At 39.0% G+C, this 25,794-nt stretch carries 24 protein-coding genes; 12 read left to right on the forward strand and 12 right to left on the reverse strand.

Annotation, left to right across the window (positions count from 1 at the left end; genetic code table 11):
- Positions 1–139: 139 nt before the first annotated feature.
- The 5 genes from V6R96_RS15670 to V6R96_RS15690 all read right to left on the reverse strand — a co-directional run bounded on the left by V6R96_RS15670 (position 140) and on the right by V6R96_RS15690 (position 7,062).
- Entirely contained in the window at positions 140–1,066 is a 927-nt protein-coding gene (locus V6R96_RS15670; protein ID WP_336379207.1) for a T9SS-dependent choice-of-anchor J family protein, read from the reverse strand.
- A gap of 71 nt (positions 1,067–1,137) precedes the next feature.
- Positions 1,138–2,451 (reverse strand): hypothetical protein, encoded by a 1,314-nt coding sequence (locus tag V6R96_RS15675; protein WP_336379206.1) that lies wholly within the window; start codon positions 2,449–2,451, stop codon positions 1,138–1,140.
- A 50-nt stretch (positions 2,452–2,501) separates the two neighbouring features.
- Positions 2,502–2,717: a hypothetical protein gene (locus tag V6R96_RS15680; protein WP_111959720.1), complete on the reverse strand. Its 216-nt coding sequence runs from the start codon at positions 2,715–2,717 to the stop codon at positions 2,502–2,504.
- Positions 2,718–2,753: 36 nt separating this feature from the next.
- Positions 2,754–6,062 carry a TonB-dependent receptor gene (locus tag V6R96_RS15685; protein ID WP_111959718.1) on the reverse strand — a complete coding sequence of 1,103 codons (3,309 nt, stop codon included), beginning with the start codon at positions 6,060–6,062 and terminating at the stop codon, positions 2,754–2,756.
- A gap of 55 nt (positions 6,063–6,117) precedes the next feature.
- Positions 6,118–7,062, reverse strand: coding sequence for a FecR domain-containing protein (locus tag V6R96_RS15690; RefSeq protein ID WP_336379204.1), 945 nt, complete (start codon positions 7,060–7,062; stop codon positions 6,118–6,120).
- Between the two features lie 241 nt (positions 7,063–7,303).
- Between V6R96_RS15690 and V6R96_RS15695 the strand changes: the two genes are divergently transcribed.
- Positions 7,304–7,930: an RNA polymerase sigma factor gene (locus tag V6R96_RS15695; RefSeq protein ID WP_111959714.1), complete on the forward strand. Its 627-nt coding sequence runs from the start codon at positions 7,304–7,306 to the stop codon at positions 7,928–7,930.
- 95 nt (positions 7,931–8,025) lie between these two features.
- On the opposite strand, the gene V6R96_RS15700 is transcribed toward V6R96_RS15695, so the two are convergent.
- Positions 8,026–8,898: a helix-turn-helix transcriptional regulator gene (locus tag V6R96_RS15700; protein ID WP_336379203.1), complete on the reverse strand. Its 873-nt coding sequence runs from the start codon at positions 8,896–8,898 to the stop codon at positions 8,026–8,028.
- A gap of 73 nt (positions 8,899–8,971) precedes the next feature.
- Here V6R96_RS15700 and V6R96_RS15705 point away from each other — a divergent pair, with 73 nt between their 5' ends.
- The gene (locus V6R96_RS15705; RefSeq protein ID WP_336379202.1) at positions 8,972–10,354 is read left to right on the forward strand and encodes an MFS transporter; all 1,383 of its coding nucleotides are present in this window, start codon (positions 8,972–8,974) and stop codon (positions 10,352–10,354) included.
- A 49-nt stretch (positions 10,355–10,403) separates the two neighbouring features.
- Entirely contained in the window at positions 10,404–10,790 is a 387-nt protein-coding gene (locus V6R96_RS15710; protein ID WP_336379201.1) for a hypothetical protein, read from the forward strand.
- Between the two features lie 151 nt (positions 10,791–10,941).
- On the opposite strand, the gene V6R96_RS15715 is transcribed toward V6R96_RS15710, so the two are convergent.
- The gene (locus V6R96_RS15715; protein ID WP_336379200.1) at positions 10,942–11,562 is read right to left on the reverse strand and encodes a metalloregulator ArsR/SmtB family transcription factor; all 621 of its coding nucleotides are present in this window, start codon (positions 11,560–11,562) and stop codon (positions 10,942–10,944) included.
- Between the two features lie 191 nt (positions 11,563–11,753).
- On the opposite strand from V6R96_RS15715, the gene V6R96_RS15720 reads away from it, so the two are divergent.
- The 4 genes from V6R96_RS15720 (at position 11,754) to V6R96_RS15735 (ending at position 13,930) form a co-directional block, all read left to right on the forward strand.
- The gene (locus tag V6R96_RS15720) at positions 11,754–12,380 is read left to right on the forward strand and encodes a superoxide dismutase (protein WP_111959704.1); all 627 of its coding nucleotides are present in this window, start codon (positions 11,754–11,756) and stop codon (positions 12,378–12,380) included.
- A 30-nt stretch (positions 12,381–12,410) separates the two neighbouring features.
- Positions 12,411–12,911: a DUF2480 family protein gene (locus tag V6R96_RS15725; protein ID WP_111959702.1), complete on the forward strand. Its 501-nt coding sequence runs from the start codon at positions 12,411–12,413 to the stop codon at positions 12,909–12,911.
- Positions 12,912–12,916: 5 nt separating this feature from the next.
- Positions 12,917–13,471, forward strand: a complete 555-nt coding sequence (locus V6R96_RS15730) for an NADPH-dependent FMN reductase (protein ID WP_111959700.1) — start codon at positions 12,917–12,919, stop codon at positions 13,469–13,471.
- Positions 13,472–13,582: 111 nt separating this feature from the next.
- Positions 13,583–13,930 carry a 4Fe-4S dicluster domain-containing protein gene (locus V6R96_RS15735; RefSeq protein WP_223559848.1) on the forward strand — a complete coding sequence of 116 codons (348 nt, stop codon included), beginning with the start codon at positions 13,583–13,585 and terminating at the stop codon, positions 13,928–13,930.
- A 94-nt stretch (positions 13,931–14,024) separates the two neighbouring features.
- On the opposite strand, the gene V6R96_RS15740 is transcribed toward V6R96_RS15735, so the two are convergent.
- Together V6R96_RS15740 and V6R96_RS15745 are read right to left on the reverse strand one after the other, a co-directional pair.
- Positions 14,025–14,960 carry a ketopantoate reductase family protein gene (locus V6R96_RS15740; protein WP_223559849.1) on the reverse strand — a complete coding sequence of 312 codons (936 nt, stop codon included), beginning with the start codon at positions 14,958–14,960 and terminating at the stop codon, positions 14,025–14,027.
- Positions 14,961–15,213: 253 nt separating this feature from the next.
- Complete coding sequence (locus tag V6R96_RS15745) at positions 15,214–15,795, reverse strand: Crp/Fnr family transcriptional regulator (protein ID WP_336379199.1); 582 nt, start codon at positions 15,793–15,795, stop codon at positions 15,214–15,216.
- Between the two features lie 164 nt (positions 15,796–15,959).
- Between V6R96_RS15745 and V6R96_RS15750 the strand changes: the two genes are divergently transcribed.
- Complete coding sequence (locus V6R96_RS15750) at positions 15,960–16,820, forward strand: DUF1932 domain-containing protein (RefSeq protein WP_336379198.1); 861 nt, start codon at positions 15,960–15,962, stop codon at positions 16,818–16,820.
- Between the two features lie 7 nt (positions 16,821–16,827).
- Here V6R96_RS15750 and V6R96_RS15755 read toward each other — a convergent pair whose 3' ends face one another.
- A complete protein-coding gene (locus tag V6R96_RS15755) occupies positions 16,828–17,190 on the reverse strand; it encodes a hypothetical protein (RefSeq protein ID WP_336379197.1) in 363 nt (120 codons plus the stop codon).
- A 13-nt stretch (positions 17,191–17,203) separates the two neighbouring features.
- On the reverse strand, positions 17,204–18,199 hold the full coding sequence (locus V6R96_RS15760; protein ID WP_336379196.1) for an MsnO8 family LLM class oxidoreductase: 996 nt from the start codon (positions 18,197–18,199) through the stop codon (positions 17,204–17,206).
- Between the two features lie 171 nt (positions 18,200–18,370).
- Between V6R96_RS15760 and V6R96_RS15765 the strand changes: the two genes are divergently transcribed.
- The 3 genes from V6R96_RS15765 to V6R96_RS15775 all read left to right on the forward strand — a co-directional run bounded on the left by V6R96_RS15765 (position 18,371) and on the right by V6R96_RS15775 (position 23,633).
- A complete protein-coding gene (locus V6R96_RS15765; protein ID WP_336379195.1) occupies positions 18,371–19,426 on the forward strand; it encodes a helix-turn-helix domain-containing protein in 1,056 nt (351 codons plus the stop codon).
- Between the two features lie 148 nt (positions 19,427–19,574).
- The gene (locus V6R96_RS15770; protein WP_336379194.1) at positions 19,575–22,427 is read left to right on the forward strand and encodes a TonB-dependent receptor; all 2,853 of its coding nucleotides are present in this window, start codon (positions 19,575–19,577) and stop codon (positions 22,425–22,427) included.
- A gap of 24 nt (positions 22,428–22,451) precedes the next feature.
- A complete protein-coding gene (locus V6R96_RS15775; protein ID WP_336379193.1) occupies positions 22,452–23,633 on the forward strand; it encodes a Ca2+-dependent phosphoinositide-specific phospholipase C in 1,182 nt (393 codons plus the stop codon).
- A 64-nt stretch (positions 23,634–23,697) separates the two neighbouring features.
- Here the strand turns inward: V6R96_RS15775 and V6R96_RS15780 are convergent, their stop codons facing one another.
- Positions 23,698–24,849 (reverse strand): tetratricopeptide repeat protein, encoded by a 1,152-nt coding sequence (locus V6R96_RS15780; protein WP_336379192.1) that lies wholly within the window; start codon positions 24,847–24,849, stop codon positions 23,698–23,700.
- Positions 24,850–25,015: 166 nt separating this feature from the next.
- On the opposite strand from V6R96_RS15780, the gene V6R96_RS15785 reads away from it, so the two are divergent.
- Positions 25,016–25,774 (forward strand): AraC family transcriptional regulator, encoded by a 759-nt coding sequence (locus V6R96_RS15785; protein ID WP_336379191.1) that lies wholly within the window; start codon positions 25,016–25,018, stop codon positions 25,772–25,774.
- Positions 25,775–25,794 lie beyond the last annotated feature (20 nt).

Genomic DNA, 25,794 nt, shown 5'->3' on the forward strand with positions numbered 1-25,794 from the left:
GATAATTATAAAAAAACTAAGTTGGATATGTTTATGATCAAACGGTTTTGCGGGGAAGCATTAAACCTGTTTGATCTATTAAGTTTTCATGGTTAATTCCTGCAGAATATTCTGAAGGCTGGGTGGATAAACGTTATGGTTATTTTTTGATAAACTTCAGTTTTTCCGTTGTTTTTCCGTCAGAAACTTCAGCAAAGTACATTCCGGCCTGCAATGATGATACATTGAGAGATCTGCTGTATGACGCTGAAAGTACTTTCTGCCCGGCTACATTATAAATAGAAACCGCCGTCATATTTTCTTTAAAACCTGGATTTAATTGGAGCTGAAGGAATTCCTTTACCGGATTTTCTTCGATTTTCGTTACATTTTCTTTCTTCTTTATATCTTTTGTGCCTAAAAATGTGGAAGCATAAATCGCCATTTCATCGATATTGATATTCTGGAGATTATTACCGCTTGGCTTTCTGTTAGACCATATTCCTATATAAATCTTTTTGCCTGCAAAGGCTGAAAGATCAACAATACTTTCGTTAAACTGAGTCAGATCATTAGGAAAAGGATTCGCCACAGTTCCTGCAATGACGCTGTAAGGACTTGGAATATCATTTCCTCCTGCATCTACTGTCATAGCCTGGAAATCGGCCAATTCCGGAACCGGTTTCTGAGGGGTACTTACATAGATAAAAAGATCACGCCCTACATTGAAATGGGTTGTTCTCTGTCTTCCGATATAAGCGGCCAGGCTGATTGTTCCTGATGCGCCCTGCAGATCAATCGGCGGCGAAATAATCCAGTCGTTTTCAGTAGCAAAACCTGCAACATTTCCAGTTGGAACCAGGCTTACTGAATATCGGAGAACTCCTGCGGTTCCATAAGTAAGGGCATTGGTCCCGTTAAAATAAATATTCTGTCCCTGAACCCATCCGTTTCCATTATTGTTCAGATCATGAGCAGTCCATCCCTGAAGATCAGCGGGGGTATCAAAAGAATTGCTCCATACCAGAGACTGCGCAGCCGCCGCCTGTGAAAGCAATACAACAGATAATAAAAATAATTTTTTCATAATACAGATTATTAGAGATTAAAAAAAATAAAAGCAGGGAAAGACTTAGGATGCTTCCCCTGCATTTAAAATTATTCTACAATAGAGAAGTTATATTTCGTCCAAGTTCCCTGGAAGTCTCCACAGTTTCTAGGTGCCACGTTCCATGGTCCTACGTTGAAGAATGGCTGAGTCATTCCCCAAGCTGAAGCTGTACTTCCTACCAGTAGGTTGGCAGCAGGGATTCCTGCAGTTCCTGTACCTGTAACAGAAGTTGTAAATCCGTGTACTTTGATTGTGTTTAAAGTAGAAGCTGAAGACAGTTCAGAACCTGTTCCTTCTACTTTGATTCCTGTAGGATATCCTGTTACTACAGCATTATTCAACGTTAATTTTCCTGCTCTTCTGATGTGGATACCATTTTCATATAGTGGTCCGGAAGGCGTAGATGAAGAATATAACACATTAGTACGAGATCCTACGATAGTAAGATTGTTGATCACAGGATTTGTAATAAGCGGTGTAGCTGTACCCGTTGAGTTGTTATCCAGCTCAATACCGTTGGTATCGGAAACACCACCACTAAGACTGTGTGTAGAATTGTTGTCTGCCAAAGCAAGTGCACAAGTGATAGTTCCTGTGTATCCGTTGTCAAAATCAAAGTTATCATCATCCGGAGCAAAAGAAACAAGATTAGATGCATTCACAGTACCTCCGAAGAACTCGAAAGAGTCATCTTTCCCGTAAGATACCTGGATGTGATCTAAAGTAGTCCCGTTTCCTACAGCTCCCAAAGTAAGACCGTTGATCTCATTTCCTGAGTTTGGAGCTAAAAGATCGAATCCTGCAAATTCAATACGAACATACTTCAAGATTCCTGCGTTGTGAGCAGCATTGGTACCTCCGTAATAATAATCAGAGCCGGTTAATCCTTCGATAGTTTTCGTATCAGGTGTATTTGCAGGTGCATCTCCTAAAACAATCACACCACCAAAGTCACCAGGAGCAGCCGTTGTATTTTCGTCTCCATCTAACAGTTTATAACTTGTAAAAATAATCGGCTGTGTTGCTGTACCGGTAGCATCTATTTTACCAGTTTTAGAAATCACAAGAACTCCTGTAGGGGTATTCGTAGTGTTTGGTTTTGCTTTAATGAAAGTTCCCGGCTGGATAGTTAATTTAGCACCATTTTTTACGGTAACGATACCGTTGATTTCTACTACTCCGCTCCAGGTAGTGTTTGTAGTGATGTCACCACTTACAGAGGTTACCGGAAGTGAAGAAGCTGTAATATATTCAGCAGAAGCAGACTGCATTTCGAATGGTGTAGAAGAATCCGCCAAGTGATCATTTTGACAAGCAGTAAGAGATAATGCTGCAGCAGCAATTAAAGTTAGTTTTTTCATTGTTATAATTTTTAGTAGATCCAGTAATGTTATTTTTATAACCGGAAATTTTAATATTTAGGAATATCCGCCTCTATATTCCTGCGATTTGGTTTTATTTTCACCCTGCATTCCAGGAGGAGCTGTCCTGCCGGGGTTTCCCTGCTTATCCGCTGCTGTCCGGAAAAAAACAACGGCGTCCGGTTTTTATCTGACCCGGTACTGCTGTGCGCATCATCAGTATTGATCCGGCTCGTGTTCAGGATTCCGAAACCTGTACATTGCATCAATGAGCTCTTTTATTCTGTTTTTTATAATGTCTTTTAAAATGTATAATTCACGCTTAGGCCGAATATCCTTCCGCTATAAGCCCTGAACGTAATCTTGTCGATATCTTTATCATATTTGTCAGTGGCTCCCGGCAGAAGTTTCCACGCCTCCCTGTCTGTAGATATGTTGCTACCTCCGGATCCATTCGGCACTGAATAAGAATTGAAATTGTTATAAAACTCTTTTACCCTGTTGAAAAGGTTTCTGACATTAAACTTTACTTCCAGATTTTTGTCTCTCAGAAATTTATAGGAAAGCTGGGCGTCTGCTACGGCATATGGACGCTGTATTTCTTCTCCGTTATAATCATATCCTACCGTGATGTACTGATCTCCTTTGGCATTGTATAAAAAGCTGGCACCTAAACGGCCTCCATCATAGGTCATGCCTAAATTGTAGGCATAAGGAGTCTGTCCGTACAGTGGTCTTTCCACTTCATAAGTTTCTCCATTGTCTCCTGTCTTATACTGGTCTTTAAAAGCAATTACTTTTGTCGTGTTATAAGTAAAGTTTCCGCTTATAAAAAGTTTTTCCAGCAGGGATTCTTCAGCAATAAACCCCAGATTTTTCCGTACTTCCACTTCTACTCCTTTCAGCTTTGCATTTTTAGAGTTTCCGTTGTAAAGGAAGAGGTTTCCTTCGTTCGAAAGACGTCCTTCACGCTCAATAGGCCTGTCGATATCTTTGTAATATAGTCCGGCAGAGAATATTTCTCCAAGACCGGGAAACCATTCAAATTTAAAATCATAGTTTTTCACTACCGATGAGGTCATTTCCGTATTATAAATCAAGCCGTTGGCTACCGGATCAAAGTAAGGAAGCCCCGTTCTCTCATTGAATTGTGGACGGATTACCGTTTTATTGTAGGCAAGCCTTACATTGATTTTATTGGTAGGACTGTATGTAAAATTTACGGAAGGCATCCACTGCCACGGTTTATCATCTATCGGCTCTTTTTTAACCGTTTGATTATCTGAAAGATCTAATTGCTGAGAAATAAGGTCATACTTAAAATATTCTGCACGGACTCCCCAAACCAATCTGAACATATTTTTCCAACGGTTATCAAGCATGACATAAAATGCATTCTGGGTTACTTTTCCTTCATACCTGTCATTTTTGTACAGGGGTCTGGTTTGCCAGCCTATTCCTCCCGGAACATATTTAGAACCGTCAAACCACTGGGCCAAAGAACCATGCATGGTGATAAAGTTTTTTTCACTGTTTGGAACATCCCTGTTTTCATCCACCCTTAAAAAGAATTTCTCCTGCTGATTGGTATTATTTTTTATAACCCCTGCATATCCTAACTTAATATCATTTTTAAAATTTCCTTTGTCTATATTCCATTTAAGCGAAGCTCCATAGTTATAATCCGTTTCTTTGTTGGCGATATATCCTCTGTAGAAATTAGATCCCGAATTATAAATCCTGTGATAGTTAAGAATCTCGCTGCCAATGAAATCGTAAAGACTCAGATACTGGGTGTAGTCTTTGGTATCAGATTTCACTCCTGTTCTTGCAGCAAACCAGTTGATTTCGGCATTTCCAACTTTGTGGTTTCCCTCAAGCTTGTTCTGTAAAAGCGTCTGATAGATAGGATAATTGGTATTATCGGTATAAGGCTTGTCCAGATCCTTGATCTGTGAAGGATTATTATTGGGAATAATCCCGTTATAGAAATAATTATAGGATGCTTCGGCATTGGCAGCCATTCCGCTCCCTCCTGTATATTCATTCCAGCCGGTTATTCTGGTCAGCGTATTATCATAAATATGGGTGTAGGAATTACGGAAGGAGATTCTGTTTTTTCCCAGCTGTAATCCAAAATTCAGCATTCCTGCTAACGTCGAGTTGTAATTGTATGATGCTCCTTTATTTTTGAAATTGTAAAAAACAATAGGATCTGTTCCATTCGCCTGCCAGTTGGGATCGTATGGTGCTGTGGTGTCCAGCCAGTTTCCCCTTCCTGTATGATCGATGTCTAACTTATTTTGTTCATTTCTTACCGTAAATGCTCCGGCAAAGCCCCATTTATTATTATTTTTAAGGGCAAATGATCTTCCCAATGCTACCTGTACATTGGATCCCATATCTCCTGTGGTACTGAAGGTAGAAAAATTATCGTTTGTGAATCTTTTAGACTGCTCAAAAAACAAAGGATTATTCCAGTCTGTAGCTTCAAGTCCTTTGGGAAAATCTCTTGTACCATCATCATACCCGAAATAATCATATTTCCCACGTTTACGGGTCAGGAATTCTTTAAACGCCGACTGGTCATTATAGGAAGTCCCTACACTTACTGTGGTAAAGTTTTCGTTGGGAATATCTTTGGTTCTTACCTCAACATAACCTCCGGCAAAGCTGGCATTCATATCCGGTGTTGCCGTTTTACTTACTACAATGCTTTCCACCATGGCGGTAGGAATAATATCAAATGAGAAATTCTGGTTGTAGGCTTCTGTACTCGGAAGGTTGATTCCGTCCATAGCTGCTGTATTCCAGCGTTCTCCCATAGACCGAACCACTACATATTTGTTGTCTATGGTCGTTATTCCTGTTACTCTTTTAAGGGTTCCACCTACATCATTATCCGGTGTTTTGGCGATCTGCTCGGCGGAGATCCCGTCACTCATCTGGGCAGCTTTTTTCTGTTGGGCGAGAAGCCCGGCCTGCGTATCTGCTTTCCGGGTGCCGGTAATCACCACTTCCCGGATGTCCGTTATTTTGTCCGGAGCCTGTTTCATGGCAAATGAGACCGTATTGGTTTCATTAGTATTGACTGAAAGTTTTTCTACCCGAAGCGGACTGTATTTTGATGCTTTTACGGTTAAAGTATATATTCCTGAAGGCAGATCTACCACGAAATCTCCGTTATTATCTGTAAGTACAGTCTTTTTAGCAACTGTTACTTCAGCTCCGGCCACAGGATTTCCTACTTCATCCACAATCTTTCCGGTAATCCTTCCGTCTCCCGTTACCGAAATACCAGTTCCTTCATATTTTATTGAAATAAGATCTCCACGAAGGCGGAATGCTACCGGAAGCCCGTTTGTAATATCTTTAAGACAGTTATTGACAGAAGTATTTTCACATTTTACGCCTTTTACCTTCAGCTCTTTAATATCTATTTTAGAATAGGCCAGCCTCATTCCTGTTTTTCCGGCAAAATCTTCCAGAACCTCAATAAGAGGCCTGCTTGCAGGTACTGAAAATGATACTTTCTGAACCAGTTCCTGAGCTTCAGTTGCTACCGTAAAGAATACTGCCGCAACGGTAAGACCGCATTTCAATCTTTTCATATGTTCAATTTCTCTTTTAATAATTTATTTTCTTTTAGTGTTAATTCTATGTAGGTTATTTCTTCAGGGTGTATATATGATCTTCTTTGTGTACTTCAAGGCCCAATATAAAGGCCAGCGCTTCCATATTTTCATCGGCTGTACCTCCTGTGAAATCTGCCGTTATCCTCTTTTCTGCAGTTTCTTTAGGATATACGATCCTGATCTTGTAATTATTCTGCATCACATCTGCCACCTCTTTAAAGGAAACATCGTTGAAGCTTAATGATAAGAGTTCTGCTTTCTGTTTTCCTAATTTTTTTTCTGTTATAAGTGAAATCACGGCTGCGGTATGGGCTATCCCGAAATTGGTCCATTTCTGGTTAGGCTTCAGGTAAGAAACCGGGACTCCGGCATAGGAAACAGCAACTTTACCTTCATAAAGCTGTACAGATTTGTCATTCCCGGACTGTGAAATTTTAAAAACAGTTCCCAGGACTTTGGTACTGAAACCATCTGCATGTACAATGAAGGGATGGCTCTTTGATTTTGCTACAGAAAATATGGCATCCCCTTTCAGATACACTATTCTAGTGGAAGCAGGAAACGATTTATCTACTGTGAGTTCTGCACCGTTCAACAATGTAACCACAGAACCGTCTGCCAGGTAAACTTTACGGTTTTCCGAGCCCGAAGTATAGGTATCAGGTCTAAAGAATGCCGTATATAGGATTCCTCCTAAAGACAACAGAAGTATAATTGCAGCCGCAGCTGTGTATACATATTTTTTTAATGAATAGAGAGGAGCTGTCTGGACCGGCTTAATAAAATACATTTCGAGTGCAGATAAAACCCTTTCTTTGGATTCCTTCATATGGATTCTGTCCAGGTCTTTTTCTGTCCGGATTTCCCACTGACTCAAAATTTCTTTTTCTTTTTCAGAGATTTCCCCTTCGGAAACTTCCCTTTGCCAGAGCTTAAAAACAAAAGCTGCAGTATTCTTATTTTTTTGGCTTTTCATAAAATATTTCATGTATTCACAGATACTTCTATCTATAAGACTGTGAAAATGAAAAACTTCCCCAGGCGGTTCTTAATATTGTATTCACATTAAAACCAACTTGTTAACATTTTTAACCCATTCTACTGCTTTCTCAACATTTGATTCACATTTAGGGGATATCTTTCAGAAATAATTAATCTTAGAATCCCCAAAGTTCATAAAAAGTTAATTTTCCTTTAGGTAATTTTGTACCAACGATATGATGCTTACAGACTATACGATATTAAAGAAGATAAAATCAGGTGACCGTCCTGCATTCATGCTGTTCTATGAGCGGTATTGGGACAGTCTTTACCGTTTTGTTTTCACGAGGACGAGAGATAAAGAGATGTCTGAAGAACTGCTGCAGAACCTCTGGATAAAAATACTTGAAGACACCACTTCCATACAGACCGACGACACAGAAAGTGCAAAAGGCTACCTCCTGCGTTATCTTCATTACAGAATTATTGATCATTATAACAGCTCTAAAAAGGTTCCGTCTACCATTAGTATTGATGAATTTGACCCTACAGGCGAGATGAATATATCTGATACGGAATATTTTGAAATTCTTGAAGAAAACGAGATCTCTGCTTTATTATCTATGATTGATGAGGTGGTTTCACAGCTTCCCACGACGGAACAGAGCGTGTATGATATGAGAATCAGAAGAAATATGTCTGTTGATGAAACGGCAGAAGCTCTCGGCATCAGCAATAAGACGGTAAGTAATAAATTAAGCAAAGCTTTGGGGGAAATAAGAGAGCAGCTGAACCCGGAATACCAGTCTTCTAAAAAACTGGTATCTATCCTGATGCTGATGGAAATATTAACGAAGTATTGAATTGGGGAATGGAAGCCGGATGCCTGAAGAAGAAAGTTAAGCCATAGCAATCAATGGTATTAGCACTTCTTTTTCTTATTTTTTCCTCTTTCAGACTAAATTCCCTCCTGATCGGGTTTAACCAAAAGATTTTTTCTGTATTCTTTAGGCGTCATATTCCTGTGCTTCTTGAAAAGCCTTGACAGATGGCTTTCATCACTGAACTGGAGTTCATACGCGATTTCGCTCAATCGGACACTGCTGTATTTCAAATAGGTTTCTACCAGTTTCAGGCGGTAATCCAGCAGATAATCCTGATAGGAAATTCCTGTATGCTGCTTGAAGTATTCCCCGAAATAATTCTTTGAAATCCCGAAATGATCTGCTATGGAATGTATCCTGGTCTTCTCTTTATCTTTTACATGCTCCTGAATATAGGTAATAATTTTCATGATGGAGAAAGCTTTTACGTTCTGCTGCAGATCTGAGGTTTCGCTGTCAATGATATTCCGTGCTATAATATTCAACAGGATAGAAATACAGTTACGGATAATCAGATAGTCATCAGTTTTACGCTTATGCTCTCTGGTAATTTGTATAATGAGGGTTTCAGCAAAACGTTCATCATCCTTATTCCGGAATACACATCCTGCCCTTGCATGATAATTATTGCTTATATATTGGAGTTTATAAAGGTTTTCGCAGCTTTCTATACGGTCAGCTTCCAGTCTTATTTTATCAATAAACTCAATCGGACATTCTATAACGATCAATTGGGCATCATTACTTTCAAAATGGTACAGCTGATGCTGGGGAATAATAAAAAGCTTCGATTCCCCGAATGTAATAGTTCGTTCGTCATACGTGAGTGTTCCGCAACCCTTCAGAACATACACCAGTGAAAGAAAAGCTTTTGTTTTGAGAGCTATTCCTTCGCTGCAAAACCTGATTTCCTTTACATCAATGTGTTCAACCTGTAACATTTTCATGCTTGAATACTTATTTTTCCTCCAAAAGTACAATTTTACAGGTATAATAAGCGGCTAATTTTGTAGAAAAAATATGAATATCTATCCCAAACGATGGCAGGCACTTGGCTACCTCACAGCAGGAGCCTTTCTTTCGCCACTCGATTATTTTATAGTCAATATGGCACTTCCCTCCATTAAAAAAACTTTTAGTGCCAGTGATCATCAGCTACAAATGGTAGTTGCCATTTACGGGCTTACTTACGCTGCGCTTGTGGTTTGTGGGGGACGTCTGGGCGACTTATATGGCCGCAAAAAAATATTTACTTTGGGATTATATCTCTTTTTACTTTCTTCTCTTGCCTGTGCTTTCTCTCCAAATATTACACTTCTTATTATTTCACGGATGTTTCAGGGAGTTGGCGCTTCTTTTCTGGCCCCTCAGGTTCTGGCATCTATAAGGGTTTTATTCAACAGCAGCGAGCAGCCTAAGGCAGTCAGTATATTCAGTTCCGTATTCGGTTTGGCTTCTGTTGCAGGACAATTGCTAGGTGGATTTCTGCTTAATCTCCACTGGATAATATTTTCATGGGAAACGGTATTTTTAGTCAATGTTCCCGTTACGCTGCTTTGTATCGTAGGTATCCATTATACCATGGAGAATAACCGGGAAGAAAAAAGACAGAAAATTGATTATGCCGGCGCGCTATTGCTAATCACCTCATTATTAATGTTTATATGTCCTATTATTTTCGGACGGAAATACCAGTGGGCATGGTGGATTTTTGCGATTCTACTATCAGGACTTTTACTGTTGATGGCGTTTTACAGATATGAAGTTAAATCATTGCGTAAGAACAGGCCTGTATTGATAGACCCTACTCTTTTGCAGTACCACCCGTTTGTTCTTTGTCTCCTGATTATTTTCTTTTACAATTTCACATCAGGACTGTTTATCTGCTATCCGTATTATTTGCAGCAGTTCCTGAATTGGAACCCGGTAGATACAGGTCTTGCTATTATTCCCTACGGAATGGCTTTTTTTATCGGACCATTGCTTATTTCCAAAATAAAATATTCTTCACATATCATGGTTTACATTGGTTTGGGATTATTGATTTCAGGGTTCTCTTTAGCCTCAATATTCATTTATCTTCAGGAAAAACCTTCGATAGGAATGGATATCAGCTTATTTTTGGCCGGGCTGGGTCATGGTATTATCATGCCTGTGATGATGCGGGAAGCTATTGCATTAATAGATAGAAAAAAGGCAGGTCAGGCTTCAGGACTGATCAGTATCAGCATACAGATCGGGAGTGTAACCGGTGGTACCATTATCGGAACTGTGTTTTTCAGCACAATTGAAGTTCTAGGATTCCCGAAAGCCTTTGCCCTGGCTATTTTAATGATTGCAATCTTTCAGGTCGCAGGAATTTTCATCAATAAGAAGCTATTAAAGCATAAAATATTATGTTGAGTAGATTATATGTCATTTTTTTAATAACAATAATTATATACTTAAACTTATGAATAACACAGAAAAAATCATTACAGAAATCAATGGATTTCACAGAGATATTGAAGCTTGGTTTCGTGGAGAACAAGATCAAAACAAGCTTTACAAAAAGCTTCTGTCGGGATTTGATGCAGATTTCAGAATGGTTACAGGAAACGGCGATACTGTGACTTTGGCTACATTTTCAGAATGGCTTCCGGGAGCATACGGTAAATTTCCGGAACGCAGCATTGTCATTGAAAATATTGATGTTCAAATTACAGAAAGCCATGGACTGTCTTCGTACATTGAGATCCAGACAACCGGATCTGTAGTGACACGGCGGAAGTCATCAGCTGTCTTTGTGATACGGGAGGAAAAAGTATTCTGGCTTCATCTTATTGAGAATTGGATCTGATTTTTTAGGACGGGATTCTTGATTTTAGATTTTGGCTAAAGCCAGATGATCAAGGCATTTTTTTGTAAGCGGGCTAAAGCCCGCTCCTATTGAATTTTAATAACAAGATCTTTTATCTTTTATCTTTTATCTTTTATCTTTTATCTAAAAATCACTCACTAATTTTATACACACACCGCTGTCCACCGGAAAGAATATGACTTACTCTTTCCACCTGATACTCTTTGCCGATCAGGTTCCGGAAGTTGGAAAGCTCTGCCCGGCAGAATCCCTGACATTCGGTGGCCGCGGCACATATCGGGCAGTGGTTTTCTATGAGAAAATACTCATTGCCTTCTTTCGTCCATTCTGCCATATAGCCTTCTTCATTTCGGGCCTGTACCAGCACTTCTAACCGTTGTTCTAAGGATTCTGCTTTTACCAAAGCTTTTTCATAGCGTTCGTACGTATTTTTTTCTCTGTCATTGATCAGCAGATCCAATGCGTTTTCTCCCAACAAATTTTTTACAGACCTCAGGATCTGTACAGTTACGTCGGCATGGGAATCCGGAAACTGCGACAAACCTTTTTCCGTAAGAGTATAGTAGGTTGAAGGTCGTCCGACCCCTTCACTTTTTGCGACAGGCCGGATGAGTCCTTCCACAGCAAGATTCAGTAAATGCTTTCTTGCACCTTCTTTTGTTATGGAAAGCTCTTTAGAGATCAGAAGCGATGTCGCCTCCCCTCTCATTTTTAAGAACATCAGGATTCGGTCTGCTGCCGGCTTCTTCATTTTACAATAATTTAGTTGTTTTATTTTATACAACAAATATAGTCATTTTCTATAATCTTTAGTTTTATATATTAAATTACAGCTATTCAAGTGTTTAAAGTAAAATACGCCAATCCAATAAAACAACAATAAAGTTGTTTTATTAAAATATATGATTACCTTTGGAATACATTAATTAAAAAATAAAAGCAATGAGCACATTTACACTACCTCAGCTTCCTTATGCTTACGATGCACTGGAACCATTTATAGATAAAGAAACAATGACCATTCATCATCAGCGTCACCATCAGGCTTATGTAGATAATCTGAATGCAGCTTTGAAGGCGTCGGATGAAACTTCAGACGATCTGGATTCCATCCTTCAAAGAATCAGTGAATACAGCCCTGCCGTAAGAAATAACGGTGGCGGACATTTCAACCACTCATTATTTTGGGAAATTCTCTCTCCACAACCTCAGTTAAACCCTGAAGGAAAACTGGCAGAGGTTATCATCTCCACTTTTGGAAGCCTTGAAAACCTTAAGGCTGAAATGAAAAAAGCAGGTCTTGGACAGTTTGGATCCGGATGGGTATGGCTGTTTGTAAAATTTAACGGTTCTCTGGCTGTGGCCTCTACTCCCAACCAGGATAACCCGATGATGGATATCCAACAGGTCAACAGAGGTTTTCCGATTCTTGGAATTGACGTATGGGAACATGCTTATTATTTAGCTTACCAGAATAAGAGAGCGGATTATCTGGATTCATTCTGGTCTGTTTTAAATTGGTCAGCCGTAGAGAAAAAATACGAAGAAGCTCTTTCAAAAATTAAATAACTAACTTTAATATTGATTACAAAATCAATTATGGATCAGAAAATATTCATCAATAAAGCGGAAGCCTCCGGAATCATTGCCCTTGATCTCTCAGACTACAGACCAACTACAGAAATTATGGAACTGGATATCAAAGATCATCTTTTCATGGGAATGATTGTAAAGGAAAAGGAATTTAAGGAATCCATTGCTGCCGTAGACTTTTCTGTATACAACGAAAAAGCTGTAGCAATTATTTGTTCTACGGATGCTATTATTCCGCCCTGGGCATTGATGATGTTAATGGAAAAATTATCTCCTTATGCCATTTATGCAGATTTAAATAATACAGAAACGGTTCTGCTGGATCTTTGGAAACGCCGCCTTATGTATGCAGATCTGAGATCATATAAAAATCAGAAAGTTGTTGTCCGGGCAAAAGCTGATCATGATCCTTCTCTGTACTTATTGGCAGCCGGACTTTTGAAACCCTTGGTCAAAACTTTGATGTATGGTGAAATAGGTCTTCCGAAAGTAATCTTTAAAAGTTAAAAGCAATGAAAGCACTTATATTAAACGGTTCTTTAGAAAAAAGACCTGAATCTACTTCCGGACGAATTTCCCGATACTTTGCAGAAAGGCTGGAGCAATCAGGCTTCCAGACAGAGATCTTTACATTGGCAGATTCGGGAATTCCACTTTTTGACACTGCCCTTACTAAAACTCCTTTGGCTGTAGAACGCATGTGCCAGCTATTTTTGGAGGCAGATATTCACTTCTGGTTAGCTCCGCTTTATCACGGCAGTATTCCGGGAGTAATGAAAAACTGTCTGGACTGGCTTGAAGTTACAGCCAATCATTATCAGCCTTATCTCACGGATAAAACGGTTGGCCTGGTTTGCTGGGCAGATGGCCTGCAGGCTATGCAGGGCATTAATACTATGGATGCGGTTGCAAAATCTCTGCGGGCATGGCCTCTTCCTTTCAGTATACCTATTATCAGATCAGCATTATTTGATCCGGAAGATCCGGCAAAAATATCTTCTTTATATTCTGCTAAATTTGATCAGATGATCGGCATTGCAACTACGAAGAGAATAGGAAAGATATAGTAAAAATTATAACCCATTGTTTTTTCATTTAAGTTATGTTTAGACGGAGATTTCTCGGGCTATAACAAGTCAGGAGAAATCTCTTTTAAAATCTTTTTAAAAAAATATAATATGGCTATTACAATAACCGATGACTGCATTAACTGCGGAGCCTGTGAACCCGAATGTCCTAATTCAGCAATCTATGAAGGCGCTGTTGACTGGAGGTGGCAAGATAAAACAAAACTTTCCGGAAAAGTGATCTTTCCGGATGGAGCGGAAACAGATGCAGGAGCTTATCAACAGGCTTATTCGGACGACGTTTACTATATTGTTCCGGGAAAATGCACAGAATGTAAAGGATTTCATGAGGAGCCGCAGTGTAAAACGGTATGCCCGGTAGATTGCTGTGTAGATGATCCTGAGCACCGTGAAACCGATGACATTTTATTCAGCCGCCAAAAATTCCTTCACTCTTAAGATAAGTGAACACATTAATTAGAAACCAATATAAAAGCGGGAATAAACCCGCTTTCATTTTATGACTTGTTTTTAGAAAACAAAATATCTCAGCTTATAAGGCTTTTATTTCATTATAAATTTTCTGTGTGACAGGCGTCTCAATACTCAATTCTTTTCCGAAATTCAAAACGGCACCCCCTAATAATTCAAGTTCATTATTTTCTTTTCCGGAGTTGACGTCAAGTTGTAGAGATGTCGGAGTTTCAAAAGGAAATGTAGCTGCTTTTTCAAATGTTTTCTGAATAATATCTTCATCCAGAGCAATCCTTTTTTTGTCAGCGATCCTTTTAATTTCTCTCATGATTTCAGAAGCTTCAATTCTCTGATTTTCATCTGTGCATACCATTCCAATGGAAGAATTATGTTTAGCTGTCACCAGTCCGAAACTGGCAATGAAAATATATTTCGTCCAAATATCTGCCAGTGAATTATCTTTAAAATCAAAATCAATTTTACTTTCTTTCAATATATCAACAATCCAATCCACATCCGCAGAAAAATGTTCAGGATCTCTTCCTACAATCATTTTTCCTGCTTTTCCTTTATGCTCTACAATTCCTTTTTCTTTGATATGGGAAGCTACATAGAGACAGGTCGGCAGAATAACGTTATCAGGAATTATTTTTCTAATTCTTTCGTAAATATCCGCACCATTCATCATGGGAAGCAGTACTGTTTCGCTGCTGATCACCTCTTTAAGCTGCTGGCAAATATTTTCCAGGTCATATTCTTTTACACAGATCAATAGTAAGTCTGCATTTTTCACATCACTGATATTCTGCTCTATGGCATCAGGATAAGTATGATCTACAGGGTGCTCAGGCGAGAGAAGAACCAGTCCGTTTTCTTTTACCTTCTGATAGGTTTCTCCTCTGGCTACAAAACTGACTTTATATTTTTTGGAAGACTCATTTTCCTGGTTGATTTTAAAACCGAAATATCCGCCTACTCCACCCAATCCAAGCACTGCAATATGTTTTTTGCTCATAAATTTATTTTTAACAAAGATGAGATCCAAATTCTAATATATCACTTGACAAATGAAAAGAAATTAGATTTCAGATTTCAGACATGAGACCTGAGACTTTTATTAATATTAGAAAATGTCAATCGTTAATTTTGCTTTGCAAGTGAATAGTAAATGATAAAGTCAAGGAACCAGCAACGTTATTTTAACCAGCAACTCAATACACTCCTATACTCTCAAACCCAAAAACCCTCCAACTCTAAAACCTGTACGGTTACATTTTATGAATATCTCTTCTGATGCGGCTTAATGAGCTGTCTTTAATTCCCAGGTAAGAAGCGATGATCTTCAGAGGAACAAACTGGAAAATATCGGGATGCTTTTTCATCAGATTAAAATATCTGGTGGAAGCTTTCTGGCTGGCCATTTCGATCAAGCGGTCATGAATGCTGTAATAATTAAGAACAAAAAGAAGCCTGCTGAATTCTCTGAATTCCGGGATGTTATGAAAGTTGTGCTGTACATTTTCCAAACCTGTTTCCCAAAAAGAACATGCAGTAATGGTTTGGTATGTTTCTTTCGCAGGCTGCTGTCTGAAAAACGACAGAAAGTCGTTGACAAAACAGGGCGCTGCATAAATATTAGTCGTGATTTCTTCATTATCCTCATTAAGGATAAAGGAACGGACATAGCCTTTTTCCAGGAAATAGGTTTTGGTACTGATCTCATCTTTATTCAACAAAACTTCATTCGCTTTGAGTTCAAAGTGACTGAATGTCTCTGTGATTTTTCCAACCACTTCTTCTTTAATGTCAAATAAGGAATGGAAATAATTATTAATCGGGGACTTATTCATTATAATAAAGTACTGCAGTAAGGATCAAAATTAAGCAAAATCCGGAACAGTTCCTTTATGAATCAGTTTTATCAATAAACCGTATCGATACAATGTGTGTGACAACTGAAAAAAAATAAAGAGATTTGTATCTTCGAATATTCAACATTCAAAAATTATTAATATTGAAAACTCAGCCCGTTATTGCAGTTCTGTTTCCAGGAGATATGGGAACCCAAATAGCAAAAGCATTTATAAACCACAACTTTAAAGTTATCACTGCAGGAGAAGGAAGGTCGGAAAGAACATTACAGAATATAAAAGAATTAGGAATTATTGATACTCATTCTCTTCAGGATACTGTTGAGCAGGCTGATGTTATCCTTTCGCTTACCAGCCCGGAAGGAAGCCTGAAAGTAGCGGAAAGCATTATTTCCTGTCTGGAAAAAGCTTCAAACTGCCCTCTCTATGTCGATTTAAACTCTAATACTCCAGCTCTTGCCGCCACTATTGAGCAACTATTTTTGTCAATAGATATTCCATTCGTGAATGGAGCAGTAATGGGAGCTTCCAAAGATATTCCTGACCATGCTGTATTGGTGGTGAGCGGTATGTACAGAAATTTGTTTATCAATCTGTTTGCTCCTGTTTTTAAAATAAAAGATGCCAGTGAAAAAACAGAGGCAGCATCAGCATACAAACTCTTATTTTCTATGGTGAATAAAGGAATGAACGCCTTGTTTTTTGAAACCATGACTGCAGCAGCCCATTTCGGAATCCTGGATGAACTGAACGAAAGTCTTCAGGAATTCCTTCCGGGAACCTATCAGGACCTCATGAAAACAACGCCTACCTATCCTCAGCACATTGTGAGAAGGATTGATGAAATGAAAGGTCTGGCCGAAATGCTGGAAAGTGAAAATCTCCCTAACATCATTGCTTCCGGAACTGCGCAAACCTTTGAAAGGGTTTTAGAATCTGGTATTTTTGAAAATGAAAAACCTGAAGGAGTCATAGAAACGCTGCAGAATTTTAAAAAACTATAATTGAGATTTAGAATTCTTCCCAGCCTTCATTCTGCGGGTCATATTTTGCAAATTCACCCGTATCTGTAAACTCAGATGCAGTCATTCCTACTTCAAAAATGGAACTTTCACTCAAATTTGCATTGAAATAAAGGCCTTTATCGGTAAGTAAGGCATTTCCAAAATCTTCATTAGGATGGCTGAAATGAATTCCCGTTTCATCTTCTCTTACCAATGCATATTTATACTTTAAAAGGCGTTCTTTCAATCCCGCTATCTGTTCTCCCGTGAATGGAACAAGATTTTCTTCACGGTCAAAAAAGCTGTCGTCATCGGCGGCCTTCTCTTTTTCTTTTGTTTCAATGCTGAATAACTGGATATTATAGCTCATGAGGGATATGTGATTATACGTTTGCCAATATAATACTTTTATAGGTATCTATACGGTCTGTTTCTTTAAACATATTACAGAGAATGATTAATTCATCTGTACCATACTCGTCCGCTTTTTCCCGGAGCCTCGCTGAAATATTTCCCGGTGTATCTGTAATGATATGATCCAGGATTTTAAAAAATTCTTCTTCATCTTCACTTCCCAATATTCTCTGTTCAACTGTTTCTGAGGGAAGAAGTGCTTCCGGCGCCTGTATATGCCTTGCCTGCAGAAACTGATAAGCCATTCCGTAGGCATTGTATTGAGCTGATTTCAGATCTTCTGCTACAGATACCGCAACAGCCACCTGGAGCGAAGGAACCGGACTGTACTGGTTTCTATCGAATTCGCTTAAATAAGTTTCGGTACTTTTCGTCCCCTGATCATTTCTCATAAAATCAGCATATGAATACCCCACGCCATGTTGAGCTGCTTCCCTGGCAGATTGAATTCCGGAGCCAAGCCATAGGATTTCAGGCAGGTGGGTAAGGCCTTTTGGCTGGGCAATAAGCCCTTCATAGACTCCCTTTTCTTCTTTAATGTATTGTATGATCTCTTCAAGTTTAGTTTCCTGACTGGATAAAACAACGGGGCGGTGGTTATTCAATGCGGATACGGCATCTTTTAATCCTCCCGGAGCTTTCCCCAAACCCAGAACAAACCGTTCCGGATAAAGACTTTCCAGCATTTTGGCCCATTCTGCGATCTTGTAGGCCGAATAATTTTTCATCATGATCCCTCCGGTTCCTACTTTGATTCGTTCAGTTTTGCTTAATATGATGGCAGACAGAATTTCAGGACTTGAACTTCCGTATGCTTCCACTCCATGATGTTCGGAATAGATGACACTATGAAATCCTGCTTTATCAGCAAACAGCGCCAGATCAATGCTGTTCTTCAATGCCTGTAGTGAACTGCCCCCTTCAATGGTCGGAGATTGGTCCAGGATCCCTAATTTCAATTTCATGCCTGCTGTTTTACTTTTAATTTAAAACTAAATATTTACCGATTGAACACTTATACTTTTGAAGATGAACATGAGTTCCTGAAAACTTTTTATAAAAATACCAAAAATTTAATGATCTGTTAAAAGCATCCTTCCTGTTTATTGATAATTTTGGGCAGATTTAAACTGGCTATGTTGTACATTTTAATGGTTGTTATCCTGCAGGCTGTAATTACGCTGGCTGTCTTACTCTGTCTTGCCAAGAACAGAAAGTCTTTCCACAATATGCTATTGCTCTACATTGTGACCGTAGTAGTGGATATGGGCTATGAATATTTCATCATCCAAAGATTCGGCTATGAATCTATTCTTTATGAAATACCGGGCAGTCTCAGAGTTTTTAAGGGTTTGATATTTCTGTACATTACTTTTTATCTGATTAATTTCAAACACCGGGACAAACTGAAATACCTGCTCTACCCTTTCTCCCTGATCGTTCTCATCCATACCTTTGGATTGTCAGCAAAGCTATTCGGTTACAAAGAAGGAGATCTGATTATTGGTTTGTACTCAAAATATTTTGCCAATTATTATATTCATTATTGGACAGGAAGTCTTTTCATCTGTATTGTTCTATTGTCCCTGTATCAAAAAAAGATCGAAAACCCTTTTATAAAAAAATTCCGGCTATTTTTATCTTTTGTGTTAGGGAGTGTTTTGGTTTTCTGGTCAAGCTACAAATTAGGGCTGGATATTCTTCTGTTTCAAAAAATGTATAACCTTTCTTTTTTGATCCAGTTCGCCTGGATATTGTACGTTTATGTTTTAACGTACCACGAACAGCAAAAGAAAGACACCCTTATAGTCCCTGAAGAGCCCCTTTTTAAGGAAAAATACCAGTACAAAGATCTTTCTAAAATAGATTTTGAGAAGGTAAAATCTTCCATAGAGGAATTTTATGACAAAAGCATTATTTATCTGGATGAAGACTTTACCCTGGAGCAGCTTTCACAGTATTTATCTATTTCCAGAACTGATCTTACCATTACGTTCAGCCAATATCTTTCTTCCAACTTTCATGAATATACCAACCGTAACCGTGTTTTACAGTTCAAACGCATGCAGGAAGAAGAGCCTGATTCCAATGTTACAGACCTAGCCTACCAATGCGGATTTAAGTCCAAATCTACCTTTTACAAATATTTCAAAAAAGAATTCAACTGCCTGCCAACAGATCATGTTTTATAACGTTCAAATACTATATTACAATTATTTAACAAACGTAAATAATTGAAAATAAACACGTTAAATAACGTGCAAATCTAAACAAGTCTGTTAAAATTTAAATGAACTGAATTCTTTCTCAGGGAAAACATCTTTGTGCAAAATTTATAAAATGTTACGAAGAAGATTTTTTTTAACCACTGCAGCTGGTTTTTTTCTCGGGGGCCTTGCGATAGCCCAAACCACAGTCCATGGCATTGTGACCGATCAGCAGGGAAACCTGCCTAATGCTTTAATCTATATAGAAAATAAAGCAGAAAAAATCACGTCGAATACGGACGGGTCTTTTGTATTAAGCAATATTCCTGACGGAAATTACAGACTGATTATTGAATATACAGGCTATGAAAGTATATATTTACCTTTTATAGTCGCTGATAAGAAGGCGGTTGATCTTGGCTTGATCAGCCTAGGCGAAAAAAAAGCGAAAGAGAATGCCATTCAGGAAGTAGTGGTCACCAGCGCTTATAAAGCGTCACAGGCCCGGGCTATTACCATGAAGAAAAACTCTAACACCATTACGGAAGTTCTGAGTGCAGATGCTATCGGGAAATTACCGGACCGTAATGCTGCAGATGCGGTACAGCGTATGCAGGGAGTCTCCATCGAAAGGGATATGGGGGAAGGGCGTTTTGTTGCCGTGAGGGGTACTCCGGTTCAATGGACTTCTTCCACATTGAATGGCAGCAGAATGCCGAGCGCAAGTGGTGATAATGCCAACAGAGGAGTCCAGATGGATATCTTCCCTTCTGAGCTTATACAAAGTGTACGTTTATCCAAAGCACTGACTCCTGATCTTGATGGCGACGCTATCGGCGGAAATGTGGATTTCATTACAAAAACATCCCCCAACAAAGAAACACTGGCCATAAGTACTGCTACCGGATATGTAAATATGTCCAAATCTCCAACGTTTAACTCTTCCATCGTTTATGGAAATAAAATTACGGAAAAGCTGAAATTCATTTCCTCTGCGGTGATATGGCAACGGTCAAGTGCCATAGACCAAATGCGGAATATTTTCAATTATGGTTTAGCAGATCAGACAGCATCCTATTCCATCAATCAGTTACAGCTTCGTGATTATCTGGCAGACAGAAGAACTTTAGGGTTCAATTACGCAATGGACTATGACATCAACAGTAAAAATAAATTGTACTTCAAAGGACTCTACAGTCAATACAAAGATGGACAGTCTGTCCGGGAAACCTATTTTAATTTTGACTCTAAGAATGTAACTCTTCAGGCAAGACATGCCGATTATCTTACCGATTTATATTCCATGCAGGTGGGTGGGAACCATCAGGTTGGCCAGCGTTTAGAAATAGACTGGTCTTTGTCTAAAGCCAGATCAAGTTTTAAATTTAATTCTCCGGAAAATTTAGACGACCATGACAGAGGCTACCCGATCATCAATTTTGTGCAGCCTATGACCTATGGAAACCTGGCTTCTGACGGCAGAAAATACTTTGCCATGGATGCTCCAGGCGGAACGGGTGATCCGGCAGACTTTACCTTACCTCATAATCAGAGCCCGGTTTCTGCCAACCAGCTAAAACTGAATCAGGTGATCCTCAGCCAGAATCGTAACAGCGAAACCGATCTTCGGGGTCAGGTGGATCTGAAATATACCGTTTCGGAGCATTTTAAACTTCAATTCGGAACAAAATTCAATAATAAAGAAAAAGTAGTTGATGCTGCGGTATTGGTTTGGATGCCGAAATCAGCACTGGGTATTCCGGGATCTCCGTTAAGCTATATGAGCCAGTTTGAACAGACACCTTTTCCATTTAAAGGAGGTTTTATGAATCCTATCGGTAATCCTTATCAGTCAGTCATGATCAACCAGATCACTAACGGACAGATCGACCAATTTTATAATGCCGACACCCAAAATATTCTGGGACTGCAGCAGGTAAGCGGAAAGAACAGCAATTCCAACATGACCAGCTCCTACAGAGGAACAGAAAATGTGTGGGCCACCTATGTAATGGGCACATGGCGGGTCAATGAGAACTTTCAGCTGGTGGGCGGTGTAAGAAATGAATATAATGATATTTCCTTCTACGGCAAGAAAGTAGTTTCCGATAAGTCCGGAACTGTGGCAGAAGATATTAAAGACGGGAAAAAATACAACCTATTTCTGCCTATGATCAATATGAAATGGAAATTGACCAAAGACCGGATACTGAGAGCTGCATACACCAGATCTTTTGCCAGACCTGATTTTAATGACCTCAACCCGGGAACTATTGTCAATGATCTGTCCAATACTGTTGTCCAGGGAAATACTCAGCTGAACCCCACTTTTTCCAATAATTTCGATCTGATGTTTGAAAACTATTTCGGAAAACTTGACCTTGTCACCGCCGGAGCTTTTTATAAGGACATTACCGATCTGATCTACAAAGACCAGTCTATCCTTAACATCAATGGACTTCCATACACCTTTACCACTCCTAAAAATTTAGAAGGGGCAAAACTCTACGGCTTTGAAATCGGAATCTCCAAACGATTTGAAAGGCTTCCCGGATTTCTGAAACATCTTGGTTTTGAAGGAAATTACACCTATATCAATTCCGAAATGAAAATGCCAGTTTATGAAAACGGAAAACAGACCGGAACCATGAAAACGACCATTCCCAATCAGGCCAAGCATATTTTTAATACCATATTATTTTTCGAAACCAGTAAGCTCATGCTCCGTTTGGCTGGAAATTATAAGGGAGATTACGTCAGCGAAATAAGAACAGCTGCCGGTCCCGATCATTATCAGCATTTTGATAAAAACTTTACGGTAGATGCTTCTACATCGTACAGCATCAATAAAAATATCAGACTGTTTGTAGAGCTGAATAATATTTTCAACGAGCCCAACCGGTATTATATGGGAGAAAAATCCAGAGTTGAGAACCTCTCCTATTCCGGAATAAGAGGCCAGCTTGGTGTTAATTTCAATTTTTAATAATACAAAATAATTATCCACTTTATGAAAAAGTATATGTATACTGCTGCAGTAGCTGCAGCCTCACTATTCCATGCCCAGGAAAAATGTAAAGACATCAGAATTAACCAGATACAGGTACTGGGAACTCATAATTCCTATGCAGAACCGGTAGATCCCAAAGTATTGGATCTGGCAGCGCCTATTATCAAAAATCTGATGGCAAAATACAGTTCAGGAATGTCCTCTGAGCAGAAAGCTAAATTCCAGGAATACCATCCTAACGGAATGGATTTTACAGAGGCCCTCAATTATAATCATCCCGGTTTTACAGAGCAGCTTAATGCCAATCTCCGTGGCCTTGAGCTGGATGTTTACTATGATCCGGACGGCAACCGCTTTAATCATCCGGCATCCTACCGCGTCTTAAAGGAGAAAGGCGTAAAAGATCTGGCACCGCACAATACCAAAGACCTGGACCAACCCGGATTTAAGCTTCTGCATATGGCAGATATTGATTTCAGATCGCATTATCCGACGTTAAAAGATGCTCTTAAGGAACTTCGGAAATGGTCGGATCAGCATCCTCAGCACACGACCCTATTTATTATGGTGGAAGCCAAGGACTCCGGATTTCCTATTTTCCCCAATTCTACCCAGGTTTTACCTTTTACCCAAAAAGCTTATGATGATCTGGATCAGGAAATTTTACAGTATCTGGGGAAAGATAAGATCATTACTCCTAAAGAAGTACAGGGCAAGTTTCCTACACTGCGGGAGGCTGTCGTTCATAATAACTGGCCAAAAGCAGAAGACAGCAGAGGAAAATTCATATTCATGCTGTTACCGGGAAGTGCAGGAACTCAGTCTACTAAAAACAGTCCTTATCTTATTGACGGTTCTCTGGAAAAAAGACTAATGTTCATGGAAAGTGAGCCGGAGGACAGTTTTGCAGCCTTTATTTTAAAAGATAATGCAATTGTACGGCAGCAGGACATTCAGGCTCTGGTGAAGCAGGGATTTATGGTACGAACAAGGGCTGATATTGAAACCTATGAAGCCAAAGTCAATGACCTTACCCGATCAAAAGCAGCCTTCAGCAGCGGTGCACAGGTTGTTTCTACAGATTTTTTCCGGCCCGGAAATGTTTATGGAACATCCTATTTTGTAAAACCTCCCCAGGACAAAGATTATATCCTGAATCCTATCAATGCGGATTGTCACTAAACCTAATGAAGCATCTTCAAAATTATATTTGAGGATGCTTTTTATTTATCAACCAAGATAGGTTCTACTTTATTGCCACTTCTTTTGGATGTGTTAACGATGTGATCCTTGCCTTCGCATAACTAATCTGTTCTTTTTCTTTCTCAGAATCCGGTTTATTTTTCAGATACAGATTATAGTAAGTTACTGCATTTTTAGCCTGTTTCAGGTTGAGGTCATACAAAAGGCCCAGACGATAGTAGATATTGTTACTGTTTTTAAACATCAGGCCTCTTTTGTAGGCTTCCAGAGCATCTGAAAAACGATTTTTGGATTCATAAATTCCTCCCAGAGCGGTATAATAAAGTGCTGTATGATCGGAAATACCCTCATCAATGGTCTTTTCAGCATATATGGCAGCCTGATCATATTCCTTAAGCTCACGGTAACTTAAAGCCATAAAATACAGAGTCCCTTCATTCTGAACCCCAAGATCTTCCAAGGTTTTAAAAAGTGATATACACCTTTGATAATCTTTTAAATAAAAATAAGCCTGTCCCATTTCATTGATCACGTTGACATCTGTATTTTTATTTAAAAGATTTTCTCCGGTTTCAACAACCTCTTTGTATTTGCCCAACAGGTTAGCTATCGGAAGTTGAGCCTGCTGCAACGTAAAATTATCCTTATCTGCACCAATAGCTGTTTCAAGGACATCATAAGCCTGCTGATATTGTTTGATTTCCCGGTAAGCCACAGCAAGATCGTAAGCAATATCCGGCTCTGTACGGTTTAAGGCATTTGCTTTTTTGAGGTATTGTAATTTGGACTCAGGAGTATCTCCAAAACCAGCTAACTGTTTGTACGCACTGAAATTAAGGCTGTCCAGCTGAATAATTTCCAAAAGATACGCTTTAGCATTCGCTGCATTCCCTCTCTTGGAATTGATACTGGCCAGGCTGAATAAAACCGGAAGACTTCCCGGTTCTACAGCATTGACCTTTAGATAGTTTTTCTCTGCTTCCGGAAGTTTTCCGGACATCATATTGCAATATGCCATCTGCGTCAGAGCTTTTACATCTTTTGTATCTTCAGGATATACACTCTGCAGATATTGGGCAGCTTCAGCATAACGCTGTGATTCATAATATTCAAGAAGTTTTTCCTTATCAATCATCTGAGCATTGATCCCTGAAATGGTAAAAATAAAGAAGCATATAAAGATTGGGAATTTCATTATTGTGATTTATAACTAAATTATCAGTTATTTGGATATTTTCCAAATTTTAAACTAAAATTATTCACAAAATAAAGATTTATACAGGATTGAGTTAAAATTGATCACTTAAGTCCAATTTCTTGTAATTTAGTTTTTTGAAAAATTATAACAGAAGTATACTTCTATGGACAACGAATTCTACTGTAAATTTATTCAACCGGACCCATCACTGGACAGCTTTGTAGAAAATATAGGGATGTTTCATAATCCTGCAGTTGAAGCAAAAGAAGTGGTTATACTCCCTGACGGAAGGGTCGATTTATTTTTTATGCGATCCGGCCCGAATGAACCGTTCAATGTTTTTCTCATCGGATTAGAAACTGCACCTGAGCAGAGAAGTATTCCTTCCGGCACGTTTGCTTTTGCCGTCAGTTTCCGTCCTCTTGCCGTGGAATATATCCTCCATACTTCCATTGCAGACCTGATCAACAGTGGCAAGAATCTTCCTGATGATTTTTGGAATCTGAATGATGATGATCTTAAAAATCTTGAAACATTTACTCTAAAAATAACAGAAAAAATAACAGAACTACTGCCGCAAACCGTTGATGAAAGAAAGCACAGGCTTTTTGACCTCATCTATGCATCAAACGGCGAAATGAGCGTGAAAGAACTTTCAGAGAAAACAGGCTGGAGCAGCAGACAAATCAACCGTTACTTCAATCAGCAGTTCGGACTTTCTTTAAAAGCCTACTGCGGTATTCTGCGTTTCAGAGCCTCTTTAGGCCATATTGCGGAAGGCAAGCTATTTCCTGAACTTAATTTTACAGATCAGACGCATTTCATCAAAGAAATCAAGAAATTTTCAGGGGTTGTCCCAAAGGAATTGTCCAGGAACAAAAATGACCGATTTATACTATTATCCGTATTGAAACAAAAATAATTTTGCATCAGTAAAATTAA

Origin of the sequence: Chryseobacterium sp. CCNWLW53 (assembly GCF_037083525.1) — a bacterium.
Classification (GTDB): Bacteria; Bacteroidota; Bacteroidia; order Flavobacteriales; family Weeksellaceae; genus Chryseobacterium; species Chryseobacterium lathyri.